Consider the following 16,203-nt stretch of genomic DNA (forward strand, 5'->3'; position numbering starts at 1 on the left):
AGGTCATCGTCAAGATTAAATTCCGAAACCCCATTTGCGAAAGCAGATGGGGTTTTGTTTTGGGCGCTCGAAAAGTATGAGCGAGCGCCTGCCAGTCGCTTTCAATGCTAAAGCCCACCCCTCGATTTTGCTTTTCCCAAGGAAGCCGTTATGCCGGATGCGATGTCCCTCAGCCAACCCGAGCATGATATTCTGCACGCCATCTTGGTCTATTCTTTCTTCCATTCGTGCATCCGTACACGCATGGCAGGATGGCTGTCGCCGAGGTAGCTGAAGCCAATAATGATAAGAAGTCAGCGCAGAAGGGACATAAAAGTGAGGTCGATACGTCGGCCTTGTGTGCCCACCCTTCAGTCCTTATGAGTGCGGGAACCTGCGGTGCGTTGCCTGGCGCAGCGCGAATCCAGGTTGCCGGATGATGCGGGGCTGTAGGGCGGATGGCGTTTTATCATAGGTGCTACGATGTTCAAGAAAGTAAACACTGCCCTGTTGGGGTTGGCTTTGTCGATGGGGATCACGTCCGTTCACGCGGAAGAGGCAAAGAAGGTCGATGTGCTGCTGATTGGCGGCGGCATCATGAGTGCGACCCTCGGTGTCTGGCTCAACGAGTTGGAACCGGATTGGTCGATGGAGATGGTCGAACGCCTCGATGGCGTTGCTGAAGAAAGCTCCAACGGCTGGAACAACGCCGGTACCGGTCACTCGGCTTTGGCTGAGCTGAACTACACCCCGGAAGACAAGAACGGCAACGTTGAGATCCCGAAAGCGGTCGAGATCAACGAAGCATTCCAGATCTCCCGTCAGTTCTGGTCCTGGCAGGTTCAGCAGGGCGTTCTGAAGAACCCGCGTTCGTTCATCAACTCCACTCCTCACATGAGCTTTGTGTGGGGCGATGACAACATCAAGTTCCTCAAGAAGCGTTATGAAGCACTGCAGGCGAGCCCATTGTTCGCGGGTATGGAATACTCCGAAGACCCGGTGCAGATCAAGAAATGGGTTCCGCTGATGATGGACGGGCGTGACCCTAGCCAGAAAATCGCGGCTACCTGGACTCCGATCGGTACAGATGTGAACTTCGGCGAGATCACCCGTCAGTTTGTTGCTCACCTGCAAACTACGCCGAAGTTCGATCTGAAGCTGTCGAGCGAAGTGCAAGACATCACCAAGAATGACGATGGCACTTGGCGCGTCAGCTACAAGAACCTGAAAGACGGCACCAAGACCGAAACCGACGCCAAGTTCGTGTTCATCGGCGCGGGCGGCGGTGCACTGCACCTGCTGCAGAAGTCGGGCATTCCGGAAGCACGTGAATACGCGGGTTTCCCTGTCGGTGGTTCGTTCCTGGTGACCGAGAACCCTACCATCGCCGAGCAGCATTTGGCCAAGGCCTACGGTAAAGCCTCCGTTGGCGCACCGCCGATGTCGGTTCCGCACCTGGACACTCGCGTGCTGGATGGCAAGCGCGTAATCCTGTTTGGTCCATTCGCCACCTTCTCCACCAAGTTCCTGAAAGAAGGCTCGTACTTCGACCTGCTGACCAGCACCACCACCCACAACATCTGGCCGATGACCAAGGTGGGCATTGAGCAGTACCCGCTGGTTGAGTACCTCGCTGGTCAACTGATGCAGTCGGACGACGACCGCTTCAAGGCGCTGCAAGAGTACTTCCCGAACGCGAAGAAAGAAGACTGGCGTCTGTGGCAAGCTGGCCAACGTGTGCAGATCATCAAGCGTGACGAAGAGAAGGGCGGCGTCCTGAAGCTCGGTACCGAAGTGGTCAGTTCCGCTGACAACAGCATTGCAGGCCTGTTGGGTGCATCGCCAGGCGCGTCGACTGCGGCTCCGATCATGCTGACCGTGCTGCAAAAAGTGTTCAAGGACAAGGTCGCGTCCCCGGCCTGGCAGGAAAAGCTGCACCAGATCGTGCCGAGCTACGGCACTCAACTGAATGGCAGTCCTGAGCGTGTTGCTGAAGAATGGGCCTATACCGCCAAGGTTCTGCAACTGACGCCTCCGCCAGCGATTCCTCAGAGGGCTGCTCCGAAAGCCACTGAGACTGCAAAGCCTGCGGCCGAGCCGAGCAAGCCAGCGGCTGATATCGCACTGTAAGAGGTTGGTGAGGTCCTGAGTCAGGGCCGAGTCGATACCAAAATCCCGCTGAGCCAGTAGCCGGTCAGCGGGATTTTTGTCGGCGCGGTTCAGGTGCATCTCGGTCAACGTTAGGATCAGACGCTAAACCCATCTTTAACTTGCTCGTTCAACGGTAGCGCCAGCAGGATGCTGCAACGGAGGGCTGGTCAGTAATTTTTTGGGTACATGATTTGTTCGCCTCACCTGCCATGAGCGCATCGCTCATATTGGTTTTTTCGTTCCTAGCAAACGCATTTCCTTCAAAAGCGCCGCGCCCAATTGCTCGGTGCCCAGCTCCTTGTAACCCACGGCCTTGATATCGCCGTTTTCTTCCGCCTGGATGATGATCACCGGCGTCTCTTTCCCCGTGCCTTCTTTAATGTGCATGGCGTATTGGGGAATATCCAGCTTGATGGGCGTACCTGCTGCCTTGCCCTTGACGTTAATCAGAAACGCCGCACAGCCGCCGTCGACATCTTGGTTGGTGGCAGAACGACCACTGACGAAACAGGTGTCGGGCAGCTCGGGCCAGGCGATGGCTTCGGCGAAGGCCTGGGTGGGCGTCAATGCCAAAGTAGCGAGAAGAAGCGTGCGCACGTTTGTCTTTCTCTAGATAAGGTCTGTAGCAGCAGGTTTTACCAAAGCGTGAGCGTCACTGCAACGCTGTGGCCCACGCCTGGGTGTACGCGTCCAGTTCTTCACCCGCCAACCTCATGGGCGGCCTCATCAAGTAGGGGAGGCCGTATGTTAGGCGCCATCGCGGTGGCTCTTATAGCCGCCAATCCGCATAGCTGCCATACAGGATGCGCATGCCTGGGTCAGTCGCCGGGAATGCCGTAGAGCAACAGGTGGATGCTCAGGGAAGAAAATGAAGAGGACATATCAGTTCTTCCCCGGCATCAGCATCACTGAACGACGCGATAACACGGCACGTACGCCGCGCCACCCGGCAACTTCATCCGGTGCTGCTCCACAAACGCCTGCAACAACTCATCCAGTGGTTTCATGATCGCCGGGTCGCCGTGAATCTCGTACGGCCCATTCTGCTCGATCAAGCGGATGCCCTTGTCCTTGACGTTGCCGGCCACGATCCCGGAGAACGCCCGGCGCAGGTTGGCCGCCAGTTCATGAGGGGGCAGGGCGTGGCTCAACTGCAGGCTGGCCATGTTTTCGTGGGTTGGGTCGAACGGGCGCTGGAAGCCTTCGTCGATTTTCAGCAGCCAGTTGAAGTGGAACGCATCATTGCGCTCACGGCGGAACTGCTTGACCGTCTTCAACCCGGCAGTCATCTGGCGGGCCACTTCGGCCGGGTCGTCGATGATGATCTGGTAGTGAGCCTGGGCCGCTTCGCCCAAGGTTGCGCCGACAAAGGCGTGCAACTGTTGCAGGTACGGCGCGGCGTGTTTCGGCCCGGTGAGGATCACCGGGAACGGCACATCGCGGTTGTCCGGGTGCATCAGGATGCCCAGCAGGTACAGGAACTCTTCAGCTGTACCGGCACCGCCCGGGAAGATGATGATGCCGTGGCCGACTCGCACGAAGGCTTCCAGGCGCTTTTCGATGTCCGGCAGAATCACCAGCTCGTTGACGATCGGGTTCGGCGCTTCGGCGGCGATGATGCCCGGCTCGGTCAGGCCCAGGTAGCGCCCGCCGGTGATGCGTTGTTTGGCGTGGGAAATAGTCGCGCCCTTCATCGGGCCTTTCATCACGCCAGGGCCGCAACCGGTGCACACGTCGAGGCTGCGCAGGCCCAGTTCATGGCCGACTTTCTTGGTGTATTTGTATTCTTCGGTATTGATCGAGTGCCCGCCCCAGCACACCACAATCTTCGGCTCGACACCGGGGCGCAGGGTGCGGGCGTTGCGCAGCAGGTGGAACACGTAGTCGGTGATGCCTTGGGAGTTGCTCAGGTCGATGCGCTGGCTGTCCAGTTCGTTCTCGGTGTAGACGATGTCCCGAAGGGCGCTGAACAACATCTCACGGGTGCTGGCGATCATTTCGCCATCGACGAAGGCATCGGCTGGCGCGTTCAGCAGCTCCAGGCGGACGCCGCGATCCTGCTGGTGGATGCGGACTTCGAAATCCTTGTAGGCATCGAGGATGGTCTTGGCATTGTCGATATGCGCGCCAGTATTGAGAATGGCCAGGGCGCACTGGCGGAACAGGGTGTAGATACTGCCGGAACCTGCTTCACTGAGCTGCTGGACTTCACGCTGGGACAGTGTTTCGAGGCTGCCTTTGGGGCTTACGGACGCGTTGATGACTTGACGTTGGGGCATTCTGATTCCCTGAAAGCGCTGCCACCGGACCGCGGACAGCCAGTGGCATGAGGATGATGAGCGCCGATTAGGTCGCATTGGACTGGCATTTTCTCCGGCTCAGCGGCCGGACGCAAACACCGTCGCCCTTCATCATGCCGCAGAACCTACTGAATCAGCTTCCAGTTCTTGTAGAAAAACCGCCGCAGGGTAAAGACCACACCGGCAAAGCCCGCAATCAGGCCTCTGAGGACGAACGGGAGGAGTGAAGGCCGGACGATAAATAGGCAATAGGCGCAGGGGGCCGAAGTGAAACGAGGTAGAACGGTTTTCATTGAACACCGACACCCCACTGGTTTTGACGTAGGGCAGTTTTTCCTTGAGCGATGCAATGTCCAGAGTGGTTTCGATTGGGCGTCCGGACCACTGAAAAAACAGCATGCCGCGTTTCTTCTCGGCCATGCGCGCGTCTAGGTACTCGATGATTTCATCCTTGTGGGCCATGGCGTTGTCGATCACCTGTTGCAAATCCTCGCGCCAGGTCAGCGGCAGGTCGTACAGGCCGTTGCGCAGGAAATCATAGAGACCGCAGAGCACCACCAGGCCCAGGAACACCAAGGTGGTCTTGGGGAAGATGTCGATAATCAACAAGACGCCGAGTATCCAGGGGATCGAGACCAGTTTTTTGCGTATAGCAGGCTTGTTCATGAAACTCAGCTCCAACTGGACGCCATTCGATAGGTCCAAATCCGTGGGGGCGAGCGGCGGGGCCTTGAAACATATTGAAACAAATACCTCGTGATAAGACGTTAGCTAACAGATAGGCGTTTTAAATCTTTCGAATGTGCGAAAGCCACCTACAGTTTTTACGTTTGGCCATCCTCCAGACGGCGCCCCCGAACTGCGGTGAATTGGATTTTGTGAACAGAAGAATTGCGACTATCGTGACGCTTCGGTTTTCCGTGCGTCATAGACCAGAACGATTGACGCTGTAATGGCCACCATTGGCCTTCGGCACCTTGGAAGAGGCAGAAATTTTATGATCATCAAACCGCGGGTTCGTGGGTTTATCTGTGTAACGGCCCACCCTGTTGGCTGCGAAGCGAACGTCAAGCAACAGATTGACTACGTAACTGAACACGGCGCCATCGAAGGTGGCCCGAAAAAGGTTCTGGTTCTCGGGGCTTCCACCGGCTACGGCCTGGCCGCGCGCATCAGCGCTGCCTTTGGCTGCGGCGCCGACACCCTTGGCGTGTTTTTTGAGAAAGAAGGCGAAGAGGGCAAGCTCAGCTCTGCCGGCTGGTACAACAGCGCCGCTGTCCACAAGTTTGCTAAAGAGAAAGGCCTCTACGCCAAGAGCATCAATGGCGACGCCTTTTCCGACGAGATCAAGCGCCTGACCATCGAAACCATCAAGAAAGACCTGGGTAAGATCGACCTGGTGGTCTACAGCCTGGCCGCGCCACGCCGCACCGACCCACAAGGCGTGGTGCACACCTCCACCCTGAAACCGATTGGCAAGTCCGTGACCCTGCGTGGCATCAATACCGACAAGGGCGTCGTCGTCGACACCACCCTGGAGCCAGCTACCCAGGAAGAAATCGACGGCACCGTGAAGGTCATGGGTGGTGAAGACTGGCAGCTGTGGATCGATGCCCTGCGTGAAGCCGACGTGCTGGCCGAAGGCGCCAAGACCACCGCGTTCACCTACCTGGGTGAAAAGTTGACCCAGGATATCTACTGGAATGGCTCCATCGGCGAAGCCAAGAAAGACCTGGACAAGAAAGTCCTGACCTTGCGCGAAAACCTCGCAGCACTCAAGGGCGACGCCCGTGTGTCGGTGCTCAAGGCCGTGGTAACCCAGGCCAGTTCGGCGATCCCGATCATGCCGCTGTACCTGTCGCTGCTGTTCAAGGTAATGAAAGAACAGGGCAGCCACGAAGGTTGCATCGAGCAGGTCTACGGCTTGTTCAAGGACAGCCTGTATGGCAAAGAGCCCAAGCTCGACGCCGACGGCCGCCTGCGTGCCGACCTCAAGGAACTGGAGCCGAAAGTACAGGACGCCGTTGCGGCACTGTGGAATCAGGTCTCTGACGACAACGTCAATGAGATCAGCGACTTTGCCGGTTACAAGGCTGAGTTCCTGCGCCTGTTCGGTTTCGAGATCGAAGGCGTGGACTACGACGCTGACGTCAATCCGACGGTGAAGCTCGAAGGCCTGGTTCAGGCTTAAGCAACACGTGATACAACGGCCTCTTCGCCTTGGGCGAGAGGCCTTTTTTTTGCAACATCGTTCGATGTTGTGCCTTCCTGGTTGTGAAACTCCCACGCGATCCTGTATCTCTAGCGGCCTGACTCACCTCACGCTAACGGAGATTTCCAGATGACGATTCGCGCAGTGGTCTTTGATTTTGGCGGTGTCTTGTTCGATTGGAGCCCGCAGCACCTGTACCGCCAACTGATTACCGATGAGCGCGAGCGCCAGTGGTTTCTCGACACGGTCTGCACCCAGGCCTGGAATACCGAGCAGGACGCCGGGCGCACCCTGGCTGAAGCAACACGCACGCTGATCGCCGAGCATCCGCAACATGAGTCTTTGATCCAGGCTTACTACGACCGCTGGCACGAAATGCTGCGTGGCCCACTGTCCGGGGGTGTAGCGATACTGGAGGCGTTGCATGAGGCAAAAATGCCGTTGTTCGGATTGACCAACTGGTCAGCCGAAACCTTCCCGTATGCCCGAGCCAACTATTCCTTCCTGCAGTATTTTCGCGACATCGTGGTGTCCGGCGAAGTGAAGCTTATCAAGCCCGATGCCGCGATCTACCACGCCAGTCTTGCTCAGGTTCGCGCCCATCTGACAGACATCAAACCCGATGAAGTGGTGTTTATCGATGACGTGGCCGGCAATGTCGAGGCGGCCATTGCCCTTGGCTGGCAGGGGATTCACCACGTATCCGCCGAACACACCGGTGAACGTTTGCGCGCATTGGGTGTGAGCTTCTAGCGCGCCCACAGCTCCATCACGAAGTCGACGAAGGCCCGCAGCTTGGGCAGGCGATAGCGGTCCTGGGCGTACAGCAGATGCATCGGCCGGAAGGGCGGCTGATAGCCTGGCAGTAACGCAATCAGTTTGCCCGCCCTCAGGTCAGGGTCGACCAGGGCGTCGGGCAGCATGACGATACCCATGCCTTCTACTGCCGCGCGGTGCAAGGCCTGGGAACTGTTGACGGTCATGGGGCCGGACACGGCGACTTCGATTTCTCCCTCTGGGCCGTGCAGGCGCCATTGTTTGTCGGCGTTGCGCCAATCGTCGGTCGAGGGGTAGGCAAATGCCAGGCAATCATGTTGTTGCAAATCCTGCGCAGTGTGCGGAGTACCCCGGCGCGCCAGGTAACCTGGTGAGGCGCACAGGGTCATGGTGTAGTTCTGCAACGGCCGAGCGATCAGGCTGGAGGGCTGCAATTCGCCGAGGCGGATCGCTGCATCGAAACCGCTGTCGATCAGGTCCATCGACTGGTTGCTCAACACCACATATAACTGGATCTGCGGATAACGCCGGGAAAACTCGCTCAGCGCCGGTGCCAGGCGCTCGGCGCCGAACGCAGGCGGGGCGGTGATCCGCAACAGGCCCTTGGGGGCTTCAATGTGAATCTGCTCGGCCAGTTGTTCGGAGTCGGCCACCAGGCCCAGCACTTCCAAGCAGCGCTGGTAATAGAGACCGCCGAATTCGGTCAGGCTCTGTTTACGAGTGGTGCGCTTGAGCAGGCTGACGCCAAGGCGCTGTTCCAGGGCGCGCAGGTGATTGCCGACCATGGTGGTGGACATCCCACACGACTGCGCTGCCGCTGTCATGCTGCCGGTTTCCACTACCTTGACGTACACCGACATTGCCTGGAACAGATCCATTATCAAGCCTTGGTTTAAAGTGATCGCAGATATTCGCAGTTTATCCAGCTCTGGTGGCTAACGATACTGTAGCCATCACTACGAAGCACTGGAGCCTGATGCCATGACCGCCGCCTGCCTGATGACCACCTATCAACCCTTGGATTTAAGCTTCATCCGCGGCCTGGGTACTCGCCTGTGGGACCAACAGGGGCGTGAATACCTGGACGCGGTGGCCGGTGTAGCGGTGACCAATGTCGGCCATTCCCATCCGCGGCTGGTGGCGGCAATCACCGAGCAGGCAGGGTTGCTGTTGCATACTTCCAACCTCTACAGCATCGACTGGCAGCAGCGCCTGGCTCAGCGGTTGAGCACGCTATCGGGCCTGGACCAGGCGTTCTTCAATAACTCCGGTGCTGAGGCCAATGAGACGGCGTTGAAACTGGCGCGCTTGTATGGCTGGAAAAAAGGCATTGAGCAGCCGCTGGTGGTCGTCATGGACAACGCCTTTCACGGCCGCACCCTGGGCACGATGTCTGCCAGCGACGGGCCGTCGGTGCGGTTGGGGTTCCAGCGTTTACCGGGAGACTTTATCAAGGTTGGCTTCGGCGATCTGGCCGCCCTGGAGGCGGTGACTCAGGCGTTTGGCGCGCGCATCGTTGCGGTATTGCTGGAGCCGATCCAGGGCGAAGCTGGCGTCCAGCTGGCTCCCCCCGGCTATCTGAAAGCCCTGCGGGATCACTGCACCCGGCAAGGTTGGTTGTTGATGCTCGATGAGATCCAGACAGGAATTGGTCGCACCGGCCAGTGGTTCGCCTTCCAGCATGAGGGCATTGTCCCGGACGTCATGACCCTGGCCAAAGGCCTGGGCAACGGTATCCCGATTGGTGCCTGCCTGGCGCGCAAGGCCGTGGCGCAGTTGTTCACCCCTGGCAGTCACGGCAGTACCTTTGGCGGTAACCCGCTGGCTTGTCGCGTCGGCTGCACGGTGCTGGATATTATTGAAGAGCAGGGTTTGCTGGAGAACGCGGCGCTCGAAGGCGAACGGCTGCTGGCGCGATTGCGGGTGGAGTTGAGTGAGCATCCCCACGTGCTGGCGATTCGGGGGCAGGGCTTGATGATCGGTATCGAGTTGGCCCGCCCTTATCGTGACCTGGCGCAGATCGCTGCACGCGAGCATGGCCTGCTGATCAATGTGACGCGGGGGAAGATCATCCGTTTACTGCCGCCGTTAACCATTGATGCTAAAGAAGTGGAGATGATTGTGCGCACCCTTTCCCGTTGCTTGGCCTGAGAGGAGAGCCTATAGATCATTGCCATTCAACCACTCCTGATTCATCGTATCGGTGTCCCCCAGGTACTCCAGTAACCAGGCCATGGCCGGGGAAAACTTGCTCTGTGCCCAGGCCACGCAGGACGGGCTGGCGGGGAAGGGCCGGGACAGTTGCAGGGCTGCCAGTTCACCGCGCTCGATCAACGGCCGCGCAAGGTGTTCCGGCACCATGCCGACGCACAGGCCATCGCGCAGGCAATCCATGGCGGATGCCCAGTTGGGTACGACTAAACGCCGCTGGTTATCCAGGGTCCAGGTATCGCGCTTGGGCAGGTTGCGCGAGGTATCGGTCATGCACAGCGATGCGAAGGGCCTTAATTGGTCGTCACTGAGCAGGCCTTGCACCTGCGCCAGCGGATGGTGGGCGCTGACCACGCAGAGCCAATTCAACAGTCCCATGTCGCGAAAGGTGAAATGGCTGGCCACCGGCACCGCGCTGGTGGCGCCAATCACGATGTCGGTACGGTCGTCCGCGAGGGCGTCCCATACGCCGTTGTACACCTCGTACTCCAGCAGCAATTCCACTTCCGGAAACTGGCGATAGAAATCCAGCACCAGTTGCCGGCAGCGCTGCTGTTTGACGATGGAATCCACCGCCACTTTCAGTTGCCCGCTCCAGCCGTTGGCCACCTGCTGGCATAGCCTGCGAGTGCCGAGCATTTTTTTCATCACGCTACGGGCTTCATCAACAAACAGCTTGCCGGCCGGCGTGAGCTCCACATCTCGATGGCGGCGGACGAACAACGGAACCGCCAGCCACTCCTCTAGCTGCCGCACGGTGTAACTGATGGCGGACGGCACGCGATGCAGTTCCTGGGCGGCGGCGCTGAAACTGCCGTGACGGGCTACCGCATCGACAACATCCAGGGAGTATTCGGACCACATGGCAGTTGCCTTCAAAAATATTGATAAGAATGTTCAATTATTATCGCTTCACAGGAGAACTGTCAGCTTCATAATGGGTGCCAGTCAGCAAATAGTTTGATGGCAGGTTAAACAAGGCTTCAATGAAAAATTCTTTTGGTTTCACCTGGTACCTGGCGGGGCTGAGCATGCTCGGCTATCTGGCCATGGACATGTACTTACCCGCCTTCGGCGCCATGGGCGCCCAGTTGCAAATATCCGCCGGTGCCGTGGGCGCCAGCCTTAGTATTTTCCTCGCCGGCTTTGCCGTCGGGCAGTTGTTGTGGGGGCCGCTTTCTGACCGCATCGGGCGCAAGCCGGTCCTGCTCACCGGTCTTAGCCTGTTTGTGCTCGGTTGCCTGGGCATGTTCTGGGTCGAGACCACGACCCAGCTGTGGGCGTTGCGCTTTATCCAGGCGATAGGAGTGTGTTCCGCCGCCGTCAGTTGGCAAGCCCTGGTAATCGACCGCTACCCGGCAGACAAGGCTCATCGGGTATTTGCCAGCATCATGCCGCTGATGTCCCTGTCACCGGCCCTGGCACCGCTGTTGGGTGCGCTGGTGTTGAATCACTGGGGCTGGCAGGCGATCTTCGCCGTGTTGCTGGGCGTGTCGCTATTGCTGCTGTTGCCAACGTTATTCCTCAAAACTGTGCCGAAACGCCTGACCGCCGATGGCGAACAATCCAAGCTCGGTTACGGACAATTGCTCAAGTCACGGGTGTTCAGTGGCAACGTAATGATCTTTGCTGCGTGCTCGGCCAGTTTCTTCGCCTGGCTTACCGCATCACCGTTCATTCTGGGTGACATGGGCTATAGCCCCAATGACATCGGTTTGAGCTACGTGTTGCCGACCCTGGCGTTTCTCATTGGTGGCTACAGTTGCCGCAGCGCCTTGCAGCGTTTCGAGGGCAGGACCTTGCTGCCATGGTTGCTGGTTGCGTATTGCATCAGCATGGTGGCGTTGTATCTGGTGGCGACATTGACAGTGCCGACCCTTACCACCTTGCTGATCCCGTTCTGCCTGATGGCGCTGGTTAATGGCGCCAGCTACCCGATTGTCGTGGCGAATGCGCTGATGCCCTTTGCGGAAAACTCCGGCAAGGCCGCAGCGTTGCAGAACACCTTGCAATTGGGGCTGTGTTTCGTCAGTAGCCTGTTGGTGTCGTCGATGATCGAGCAGCCGCTGTTGATCACTGCAATCGTCATGCTGGCGACCGCGCCGTTGGCCGTGTTGGGCTATTGGTTGGCGCGGCCCAGGGTTGATAATTCCGATGCCAATCTGGTTCGAACGCCCTAAAACGTCACTTCCATATTCACCGTCGGCGTTGATGTGCGGCTGCCCCGTCCGCCATCCACGCCGAACTTGTTATGCCAATACTCGTAGCCCACCCCCAGGTACAGGTTCGGTTTGACGCTTTTCCCCGGCCGCACCGCCACCATCAGTGCGGTGCGCATCAGGGTTTCCGGCGCGGTGTTGCGGCCATGGAAGTCGTCGCCCTTTTCCCCGACATGATTGATGAAACCCTGAAACTTCGCCCCGTGATTGCCAATCTCGAAAGGGCGTAGCCATGTCAGGTTGAGCATGTAGGTGTCGTCGAAAGTGTGGTTCGGATCTTTCGCGCCGGGGATGCCGGAATGGTTCTTTTCCTTGTAGTACATCAGGCTCAGATCCAGCACGCCGACGGTATTGAACTTCAAGGTCGGGCCAACCACCAGGGCGCGCTTTTTCGCCGACGCCAGGTTGTTGTTGCGGTTGGCGTCGAAGCCCAGGGTCAGGGCGTAGTCTTTGATCACGCCGGTTCCCAGCGGCACGTCGAACACCCGTGAGGCATACAACTGGTGGCGGTAGACGGCATAGACTTCGCTGCCACCGTGATCGGTGCCCTTGCGCGGGTCACGGCTGTCGGAAAGGAACACGTCGAGGTTCAGGTAGTTGCTGCCGTACTGATAGCCGCTGGCGTGGGTGAAGCTGTAGATGCGCTTGCTGAAATCATCGGGGTTATTCGGATTGGTGAACTGCTGGCCGTAGCGAAATCCCACGCTGTTGTTCATCCATTCCACCGCGACAGCCTCCCCGCCGCCGAAGAGTGTCAGTAATACGGTTGCGCCGTGCAGTGCCTTTTTCATTGTTTTAATTCCTTTGGCGTTTTGGCTCATAGCGGCCGAATCGTATTTTTGTAACGCCAGCGGAGGGTAACTTGTTCGATTGATTGTATACAACAATATGGACATATAGTCTTCATATTGCATACAGTGGGCGCACAACAAAAACAGAGAACCCTCACCATGACTATCCCGAAGGCGTCACCGCAACGGCCAGAAGATGAGAATCTCGGCGTCGCTGCCAACATGGCTTACGGCCTGCAGCATGTGCTCACCATGTACGGCGGCATCGTTGCCGTGCCGTTGATCGTCGGTCAGGCGGCCGGGTTGTCGCCGGCTGATATTGGCCTGTTGATCGCCGCTTCGTTGTTTGCCGGTGGCCTGGCCACCTTGCTGCAAACCCTGGGTCTGCCGTTTTTTGGCTGTCAGTTACCGCTGGTGCAAGGGGTGTCGTTTGCTGGCGTTGCAACCATGGTGGCGATTGTCAGCAGCGAGGGAGCAGGCGGTGTGCCGGCGATCCTTGGCGCGGTGATGGCCGCCTCGTTGATCGGCTTGTTGATTACGCCGATATTCTCGCGAATAACCAAGTTCTTCCCGCCCCTGGTGACCGGTATCGTCATCACCACCATCGGCCTGACCCTGATGCCCGTCGCCGCGCGCTGGGCCATGGGCGGCAACAGCCGCGCCGAAGACTTCGGCAGCATGTCGAACATCGGCCTGGCGGCGATTACCCTGGCCCTGGTGCTGTTGCTGAGCAAGATCGGCAGCGCGACCATTTCACGGCTGTCGATCCTGTTGGCGATGGTGATTGGTACGTTGATTGCCGTGTTCCTCGGCATGGCTGACTTCTCCAGCGTGACCCAGGGTGCGATGTTCGGCTTTCCTACGCCATTCCATTTCGGCATGCCAACCTTTCACGTAGCGGCGATCATTTCCATGTGCATCGTGGTCATGGTGACGCTGGTGGAAACCTCGGCTGATATCTTGGCGGTAGGTGAGATCATCGACACCAAAGTTGACTCCAAGCGCTTGGGCAACGGCCTGCGTGCCGATATGCTATCGAGCATGTTTGCGCCGATCTTCGGTTCGTTCACTCAAAGCGCTTTCGCGCAAAACGTCGGCCTGGTGGCGGTGACCGGGGTCAAAAGCCGCTACGTAGTGGCCACCGGCGGCCTGTTCCTGGTGATTCTCGGCCTACTGCCGTTTATGGGACGGGTCATCGCAGCGGTGCCCACCTCCGTGTTGGGTGGTGCGGGGATTGTGTTGTTCGGGACCGTGGCGGCCAGTGGTATTCGCACGTTGTCCAAGGTTGACTACCGCAACAATATGAACCTGATCATCGTCGCCACTTCCATCGGTTTCGGCATGATTCCTATCGCAGCGCCGAGCTTTTATGATCATTTTCCGAGTTGGTTTGCCACCATTTTTCATTCGGGGATCAGTTCGTCGGCAATCATGGCGATCCTGCTGAACCTGGCGTTCAACCACTTCACGGCGGGCAATTCCGATCAACAGTCGGTGTTCGTCGCTGGCACCGAGCGCAGCCTGTATTTCCAGGATGTGGCGGCATTGCGTGAGGGGGATTACTTCTGCGGGGGTAAGCTGTTTGATGCCGAAGGCAATGAGATTCCATTGCTGGCAGAGGTGCCGAAGAGGGCGGCTGTGCAGGGTAGGGCTGAAACCAGCGAGGTGTAGTCATAGGATCGTTCCCACGCTGTGGGAACGATCCTATCTATCAGCAAGCCTCATCCATGAACTTCACCACCGTGCCCATACATGCCTGGCGTTCTTCGACGTGGGGCATATGGCTGGAGTCTTCGAACAATGCCCAGCGCACATTGGGGATTTCATCGAGGAACGGCTTCACCACCAGCGGCGTGGCTTCATCATGGCGACCGGAAATCACCAGGGTCGGCACCTTGATGCCGGACAGCCGGCCAATGATGCTCCAGTCTTTCAACGTGCCGATCACATGGAACTCCGTCGGGCCGCTCATGGCGTGATACACCGTGGGGTCAGCGTCGACCTGGGCAAAGGTGCGCGCCACTTCTTCCGGCCATGGGTTGATCCGGCAGACATGCTGGTCATAGAACATCCGCGAGGCCGCCAGGTATTCCGGGTCTTGATAGGCGCCGGCCTGTTCATGCTTGAGCAGGGTTTCATGCACACCTTCCGGCAATAATTTGCGCAGACGATTGGCTTCGGCGACCCAGGTGCGCATGCACGTCGGCGAGTTGGCCGCGATCAGTGCGCGCAGGCCTTTAGGCTGCAGCAAGGCGTGCTCGCTGCCGAGCATGCCGCCCCATGACTGCCCGAGAATGGCGTAGTTGTTGCTGATTTGCAGGTGGTCCAGCAGGTTGTCCAGTTCTTCCAGGAACAGGCCGATCGTCCAGAACGAAGGGTCTTTGTCAGGCAGGTGGGTAGAACGGCCGTTGCCCAGTTGGTCATAGTGAATAACCGCGTGGCCGCTGGCGGCGACGTCTTTGAAGGCGTCCACATAGTCATGGGTGCAGCCGGGCCCGCCGTGGAGGATGACCAGTGGTGTCAGGCCGCTATCAAGGTCGCCGGTGACCCGGTACCACGTCTGGTAGGCGCCAAAGGCAGCAAAGCCTTCGCGGATTTTTTCGATGAATTCCATTTCGTGCCCTTCCATGAAAAGTGGTCAGGCATACGATAATTGGCAGCGTAAATTTAAGTAACTAGCAAAATAGCTAGGTTTTTCGTCGAGTCAGTCGTCAAGCAGTCGGTAATGGCTGGCCCTGACCACCGCTTGTACCCGGTTCTTGGCCCCCAGCTTGTGCATGGCCGAGGCCAGGTGCAGGGTGACCACCGCCAGGGAGCGACTCAACTGGGTGGCAATTTCAGCGGCGGTCAGGCCGTCGGCGGCCCACTTCAAGCATTCACGCTCGCGCTTGGTCAGATGGATATGCGGATACGAACGTAGTTCCTTGCTGAATAACGGGTAGGCCGCTTCCTGAAAGGCATGGGTAATCAGGTTGAAATCCGCCAGGGTCTGGCGAGCATCTTGCAGTACCGTGCGGGCTTTGCCGGTGCGCAGGCCAGTCAGCGAGGCGAAGCCGCCCCTGGGCAAGTGAATCGGAACGCTGACGCCGCAGGTCATTTGCTGGTCGTGCAGGTAGCTGGAGACGGGGGCGTGGCGGCGGTTGATGATCTTTTGCAGCGGGGTATCAGCCTTGGCCTCGTAGGACCAGACGAACGGCGACACGCAATTGAGGGCCAGGTGTTGCACCGGATCGATCTGGTAGAACCCCGAACTGCACCATAACGAGTACCAGTCGGAGGGGGTATTGCGCAGTTGTAGCACGGAGGGCGTAATCAATGCGCCATCGTGGTCGATCGGCACCGGTGTGTAGTCGTACACCAAGGCATCAAAACCCAGGTGCTGGGCCAATACGAGGGTGTTGTCCATCTGCTCATCCAGGCTCCTGCCGGGTATGAGATGGCTGTTAAACGCAGATAACTTGGTCAGCATCCTTTCTGCTCCCGAATTCGTTTTAATCTCGACTTGCTGCAAGTAGAATGCCACGCCCCGGCGAAGGACTGCCAGACCAAACCTATAAGAATTG

Annotated in this window: 13 protein-coding genes and 1 pseudogene; 6 read left to right on the top strand and 8 right to left on the bottom strand. The window is 58.3% G+C overall.

The genetic code is table 11. The features are described 5' to 3' along the window. Nucleotides 1-462 precede the first annotated feature (462 nt). Entirely contained in the window at nucleotides 463-2,109 is a 1,647-nt protein-coding gene (mqo, locus tag ACZRKZ_RS26985) for a malate dehydrogenase (quinone) (protein WP_463983166.1), read from the top strand. Between the two features lie 243 nt (nucleotides 2,110-2,352). On the opposite strand, the gene ACZRKZ_RS26990 is transcribed toward mqo, so the two are convergent. The 3 genes and pseudogenes from ACZRKZ_RS26990 to ACZRKZ_RS27000 form a co-directional block, all read right to left on the bottom strand. Next, complete coding sequence (locus tag ACZRKZ_RS26990) at nucleotides 2,353-2,727, bottom strand: hypothetical protein (RefSeq protein ID WP_463970451.1); 375 nt, start codon at nucleotides 2,725-2,727, stop codon at nucleotides 2,353-2,355. Between the two features lie 308 nt (nucleotides 2,728-3,035). Further along, nucleotides 3,036-4,409, bottom strand: coding sequence for a nucleotide 5'-monophosphate nucleosidase PpnN (ppnN, locus tag ACZRKZ_RS26995; protein ID WP_463970450.1), 1,374 nt, complete (start codon nucleotides 4,407-4,409; stop codon nucleotides 3,036-3,038). Nucleotides 4,410-4,555: 146 nt separating this feature from the next. Next, nucleotides 4,556-5,096, bottom strand: a pseudogene (locus ACZRKZ_RS27000) (hypothetical protein). A 331-nt stretch (nucleotides 5,097-5,427) separates the two neighbouring features. Here ACZRKZ_RS27000 and fabV point away from each other — a divergent pair. Together fabV and ACZRKZ_RS27010 are read left to right on the top strand one after the other, a co-directional pair. Next, nucleotides 5,428-6,621 carry an enoyl-ACP reductase FabV gene (gene fabV / locus ACZRKZ_RS27005; protein ID WP_149413759.1) on the top strand — a complete coding sequence of 398 codons (1,194 nt, stop codon included), beginning with the start codon at nucleotides 5,428-5,430 and terminating at the stop codon, nucleotides 6,619-6,621. Between the two features lie 150 nt (nucleotides 6,622-6,771). Next, nucleotides 6,772-7,395, top strand: coding sequence for an HAD family hydrolase (locus ACZRKZ_RS27010; protein ID WP_463983167.1), 624 nt, complete (start codon nucleotides 6,772-6,774; stop codon nucleotides 7,393-7,395). Here the strand turns inward: ACZRKZ_RS27010 and ACZRKZ_RS27015 are convergent. Then, nucleotides 7,392-8,297 carry a LysR family transcriptional regulator gene (locus ACZRKZ_RS27015; protein WP_463983168.1) on the bottom strand — a complete coding sequence of 302 codons (906 nt, stop codon included), beginning with the start codon at nucleotides 8,295-8,297 and terminating at the stop codon, nucleotides 7,392-7,394. The two genes, ACZRKZ_RS27010 and ACZRKZ_RS27015, sit on opposite strands and share 4 nt — an antisense overlap. Before the next feature lie 103 nt (nucleotides 8,298-8,400). On the opposite strand from ACZRKZ_RS27015, the gene ACZRKZ_RS27020 reads away from it, so the two are divergent. Then, nucleotides 8,401-9,570: an acetylornithine/succinylornithine family transaminase gene (locus ACZRKZ_RS27020; protein ID WP_463983169.1), complete on the top strand. Its 1,170-nt coding sequence runs from the start codon at nucleotides 8,401-8,403 to the stop codon at nucleotides 9,568-9,570. A gap of 9 nt (nucleotides 9,571-9,579) precedes the next feature. Here the strand turns inward: ACZRKZ_RS27020 and punR are convergent, their stop codons facing one another. Beyond that, a complete protein-coding gene (gene punR / locus ACZRKZ_RS27025; RefSeq protein WP_463983170.1) occupies nucleotides 9,580-10,494 on the bottom strand; it encodes a DNA-binding transcriptional activator PunR in 915 nt (304 codons plus the stop codon). Nucleotides 10,495-10,616: 122 nt separating this feature from the next. On the opposite strand from punR, the gene punC reads away from it, so the two are divergent. Beyond that, nucleotides 10,617-11,810 carry a purine nucleoside transporter PunC gene (gene punC, locus ACZRKZ_RS27030; RefSeq protein WP_463983171.1) on the top strand — a complete coding sequence of 398 codons (1,194 nt, stop codon included), beginning with the start codon at nucleotides 10,617-10,619 and terminating at the stop codon, nucleotides 11,808-11,810. Here punC and ACZRKZ_RS27035 read toward each other — a convergent pair. Continuing rightward, the gene (locus tag ACZRKZ_RS27035; RefSeq protein WP_463970443.1) at nucleotides 11,807-12,640 is read right to left on the bottom strand and encodes a nucleoside-binding protein; all 834 of its coding nucleotides are present in this window, start codon (nucleotides 12,638-12,640) and stop codon (nucleotides 11,807-11,809) included. The two genes, punC and ACZRKZ_RS27035, sit on opposite strands and share 4 nt — an antisense overlap. A 159-nt stretch (nucleotides 12,641-12,799) precedes the next feature. On the opposite strand from ACZRKZ_RS27035, the gene ACZRKZ_RS27040 reads away from it, so the two are divergent. After that, nucleotides 12,800-14,311: a nucleobase:cation symporter-2 family protein gene (locus tag ACZRKZ_RS27040; protein WP_463970442.1), complete on the top strand. Its 1,512-nt coding sequence runs from the start codon at nucleotides 12,800-12,802 to the stop codon at nucleotides 14,309-14,311. Between the two features lie 40 nt (nucleotides 14,312-14,351). Here ACZRKZ_RS27040 and ACZRKZ_RS27045 read toward each other — a convergent pair whose 3' ends face one another. Together ACZRKZ_RS27045 and ACZRKZ_RS27050 are read right to left on the bottom strand one after the other, a co-directional pair. Next, nucleotides 14,352-15,254: a proline iminopeptidase-family hydrolase gene (locus ACZRKZ_RS27045; protein ID WP_463983172.1), complete on the bottom strand. Its 903-nt coding sequence runs from the start codon at nucleotides 15,252-15,254 to the stop codon at nucleotides 14,352-14,354. A 90-nt stretch (nucleotides 15,255-15,344) separates the two neighbouring features. After that, entirely contained in the window at nucleotides 15,345-16,109 is a 765-nt protein-coding gene (locus tag ACZRKZ_RS27050) for a LuxR family transcriptional regulator (RefSeq protein ID WP_463970440.1), read from the bottom strand. Nucleotides 16,110-16,203 lie beyond the last annotated feature (94 nt).

The organism is Pseudomonas sp. c313 (genome assembly GCF_055407145.1).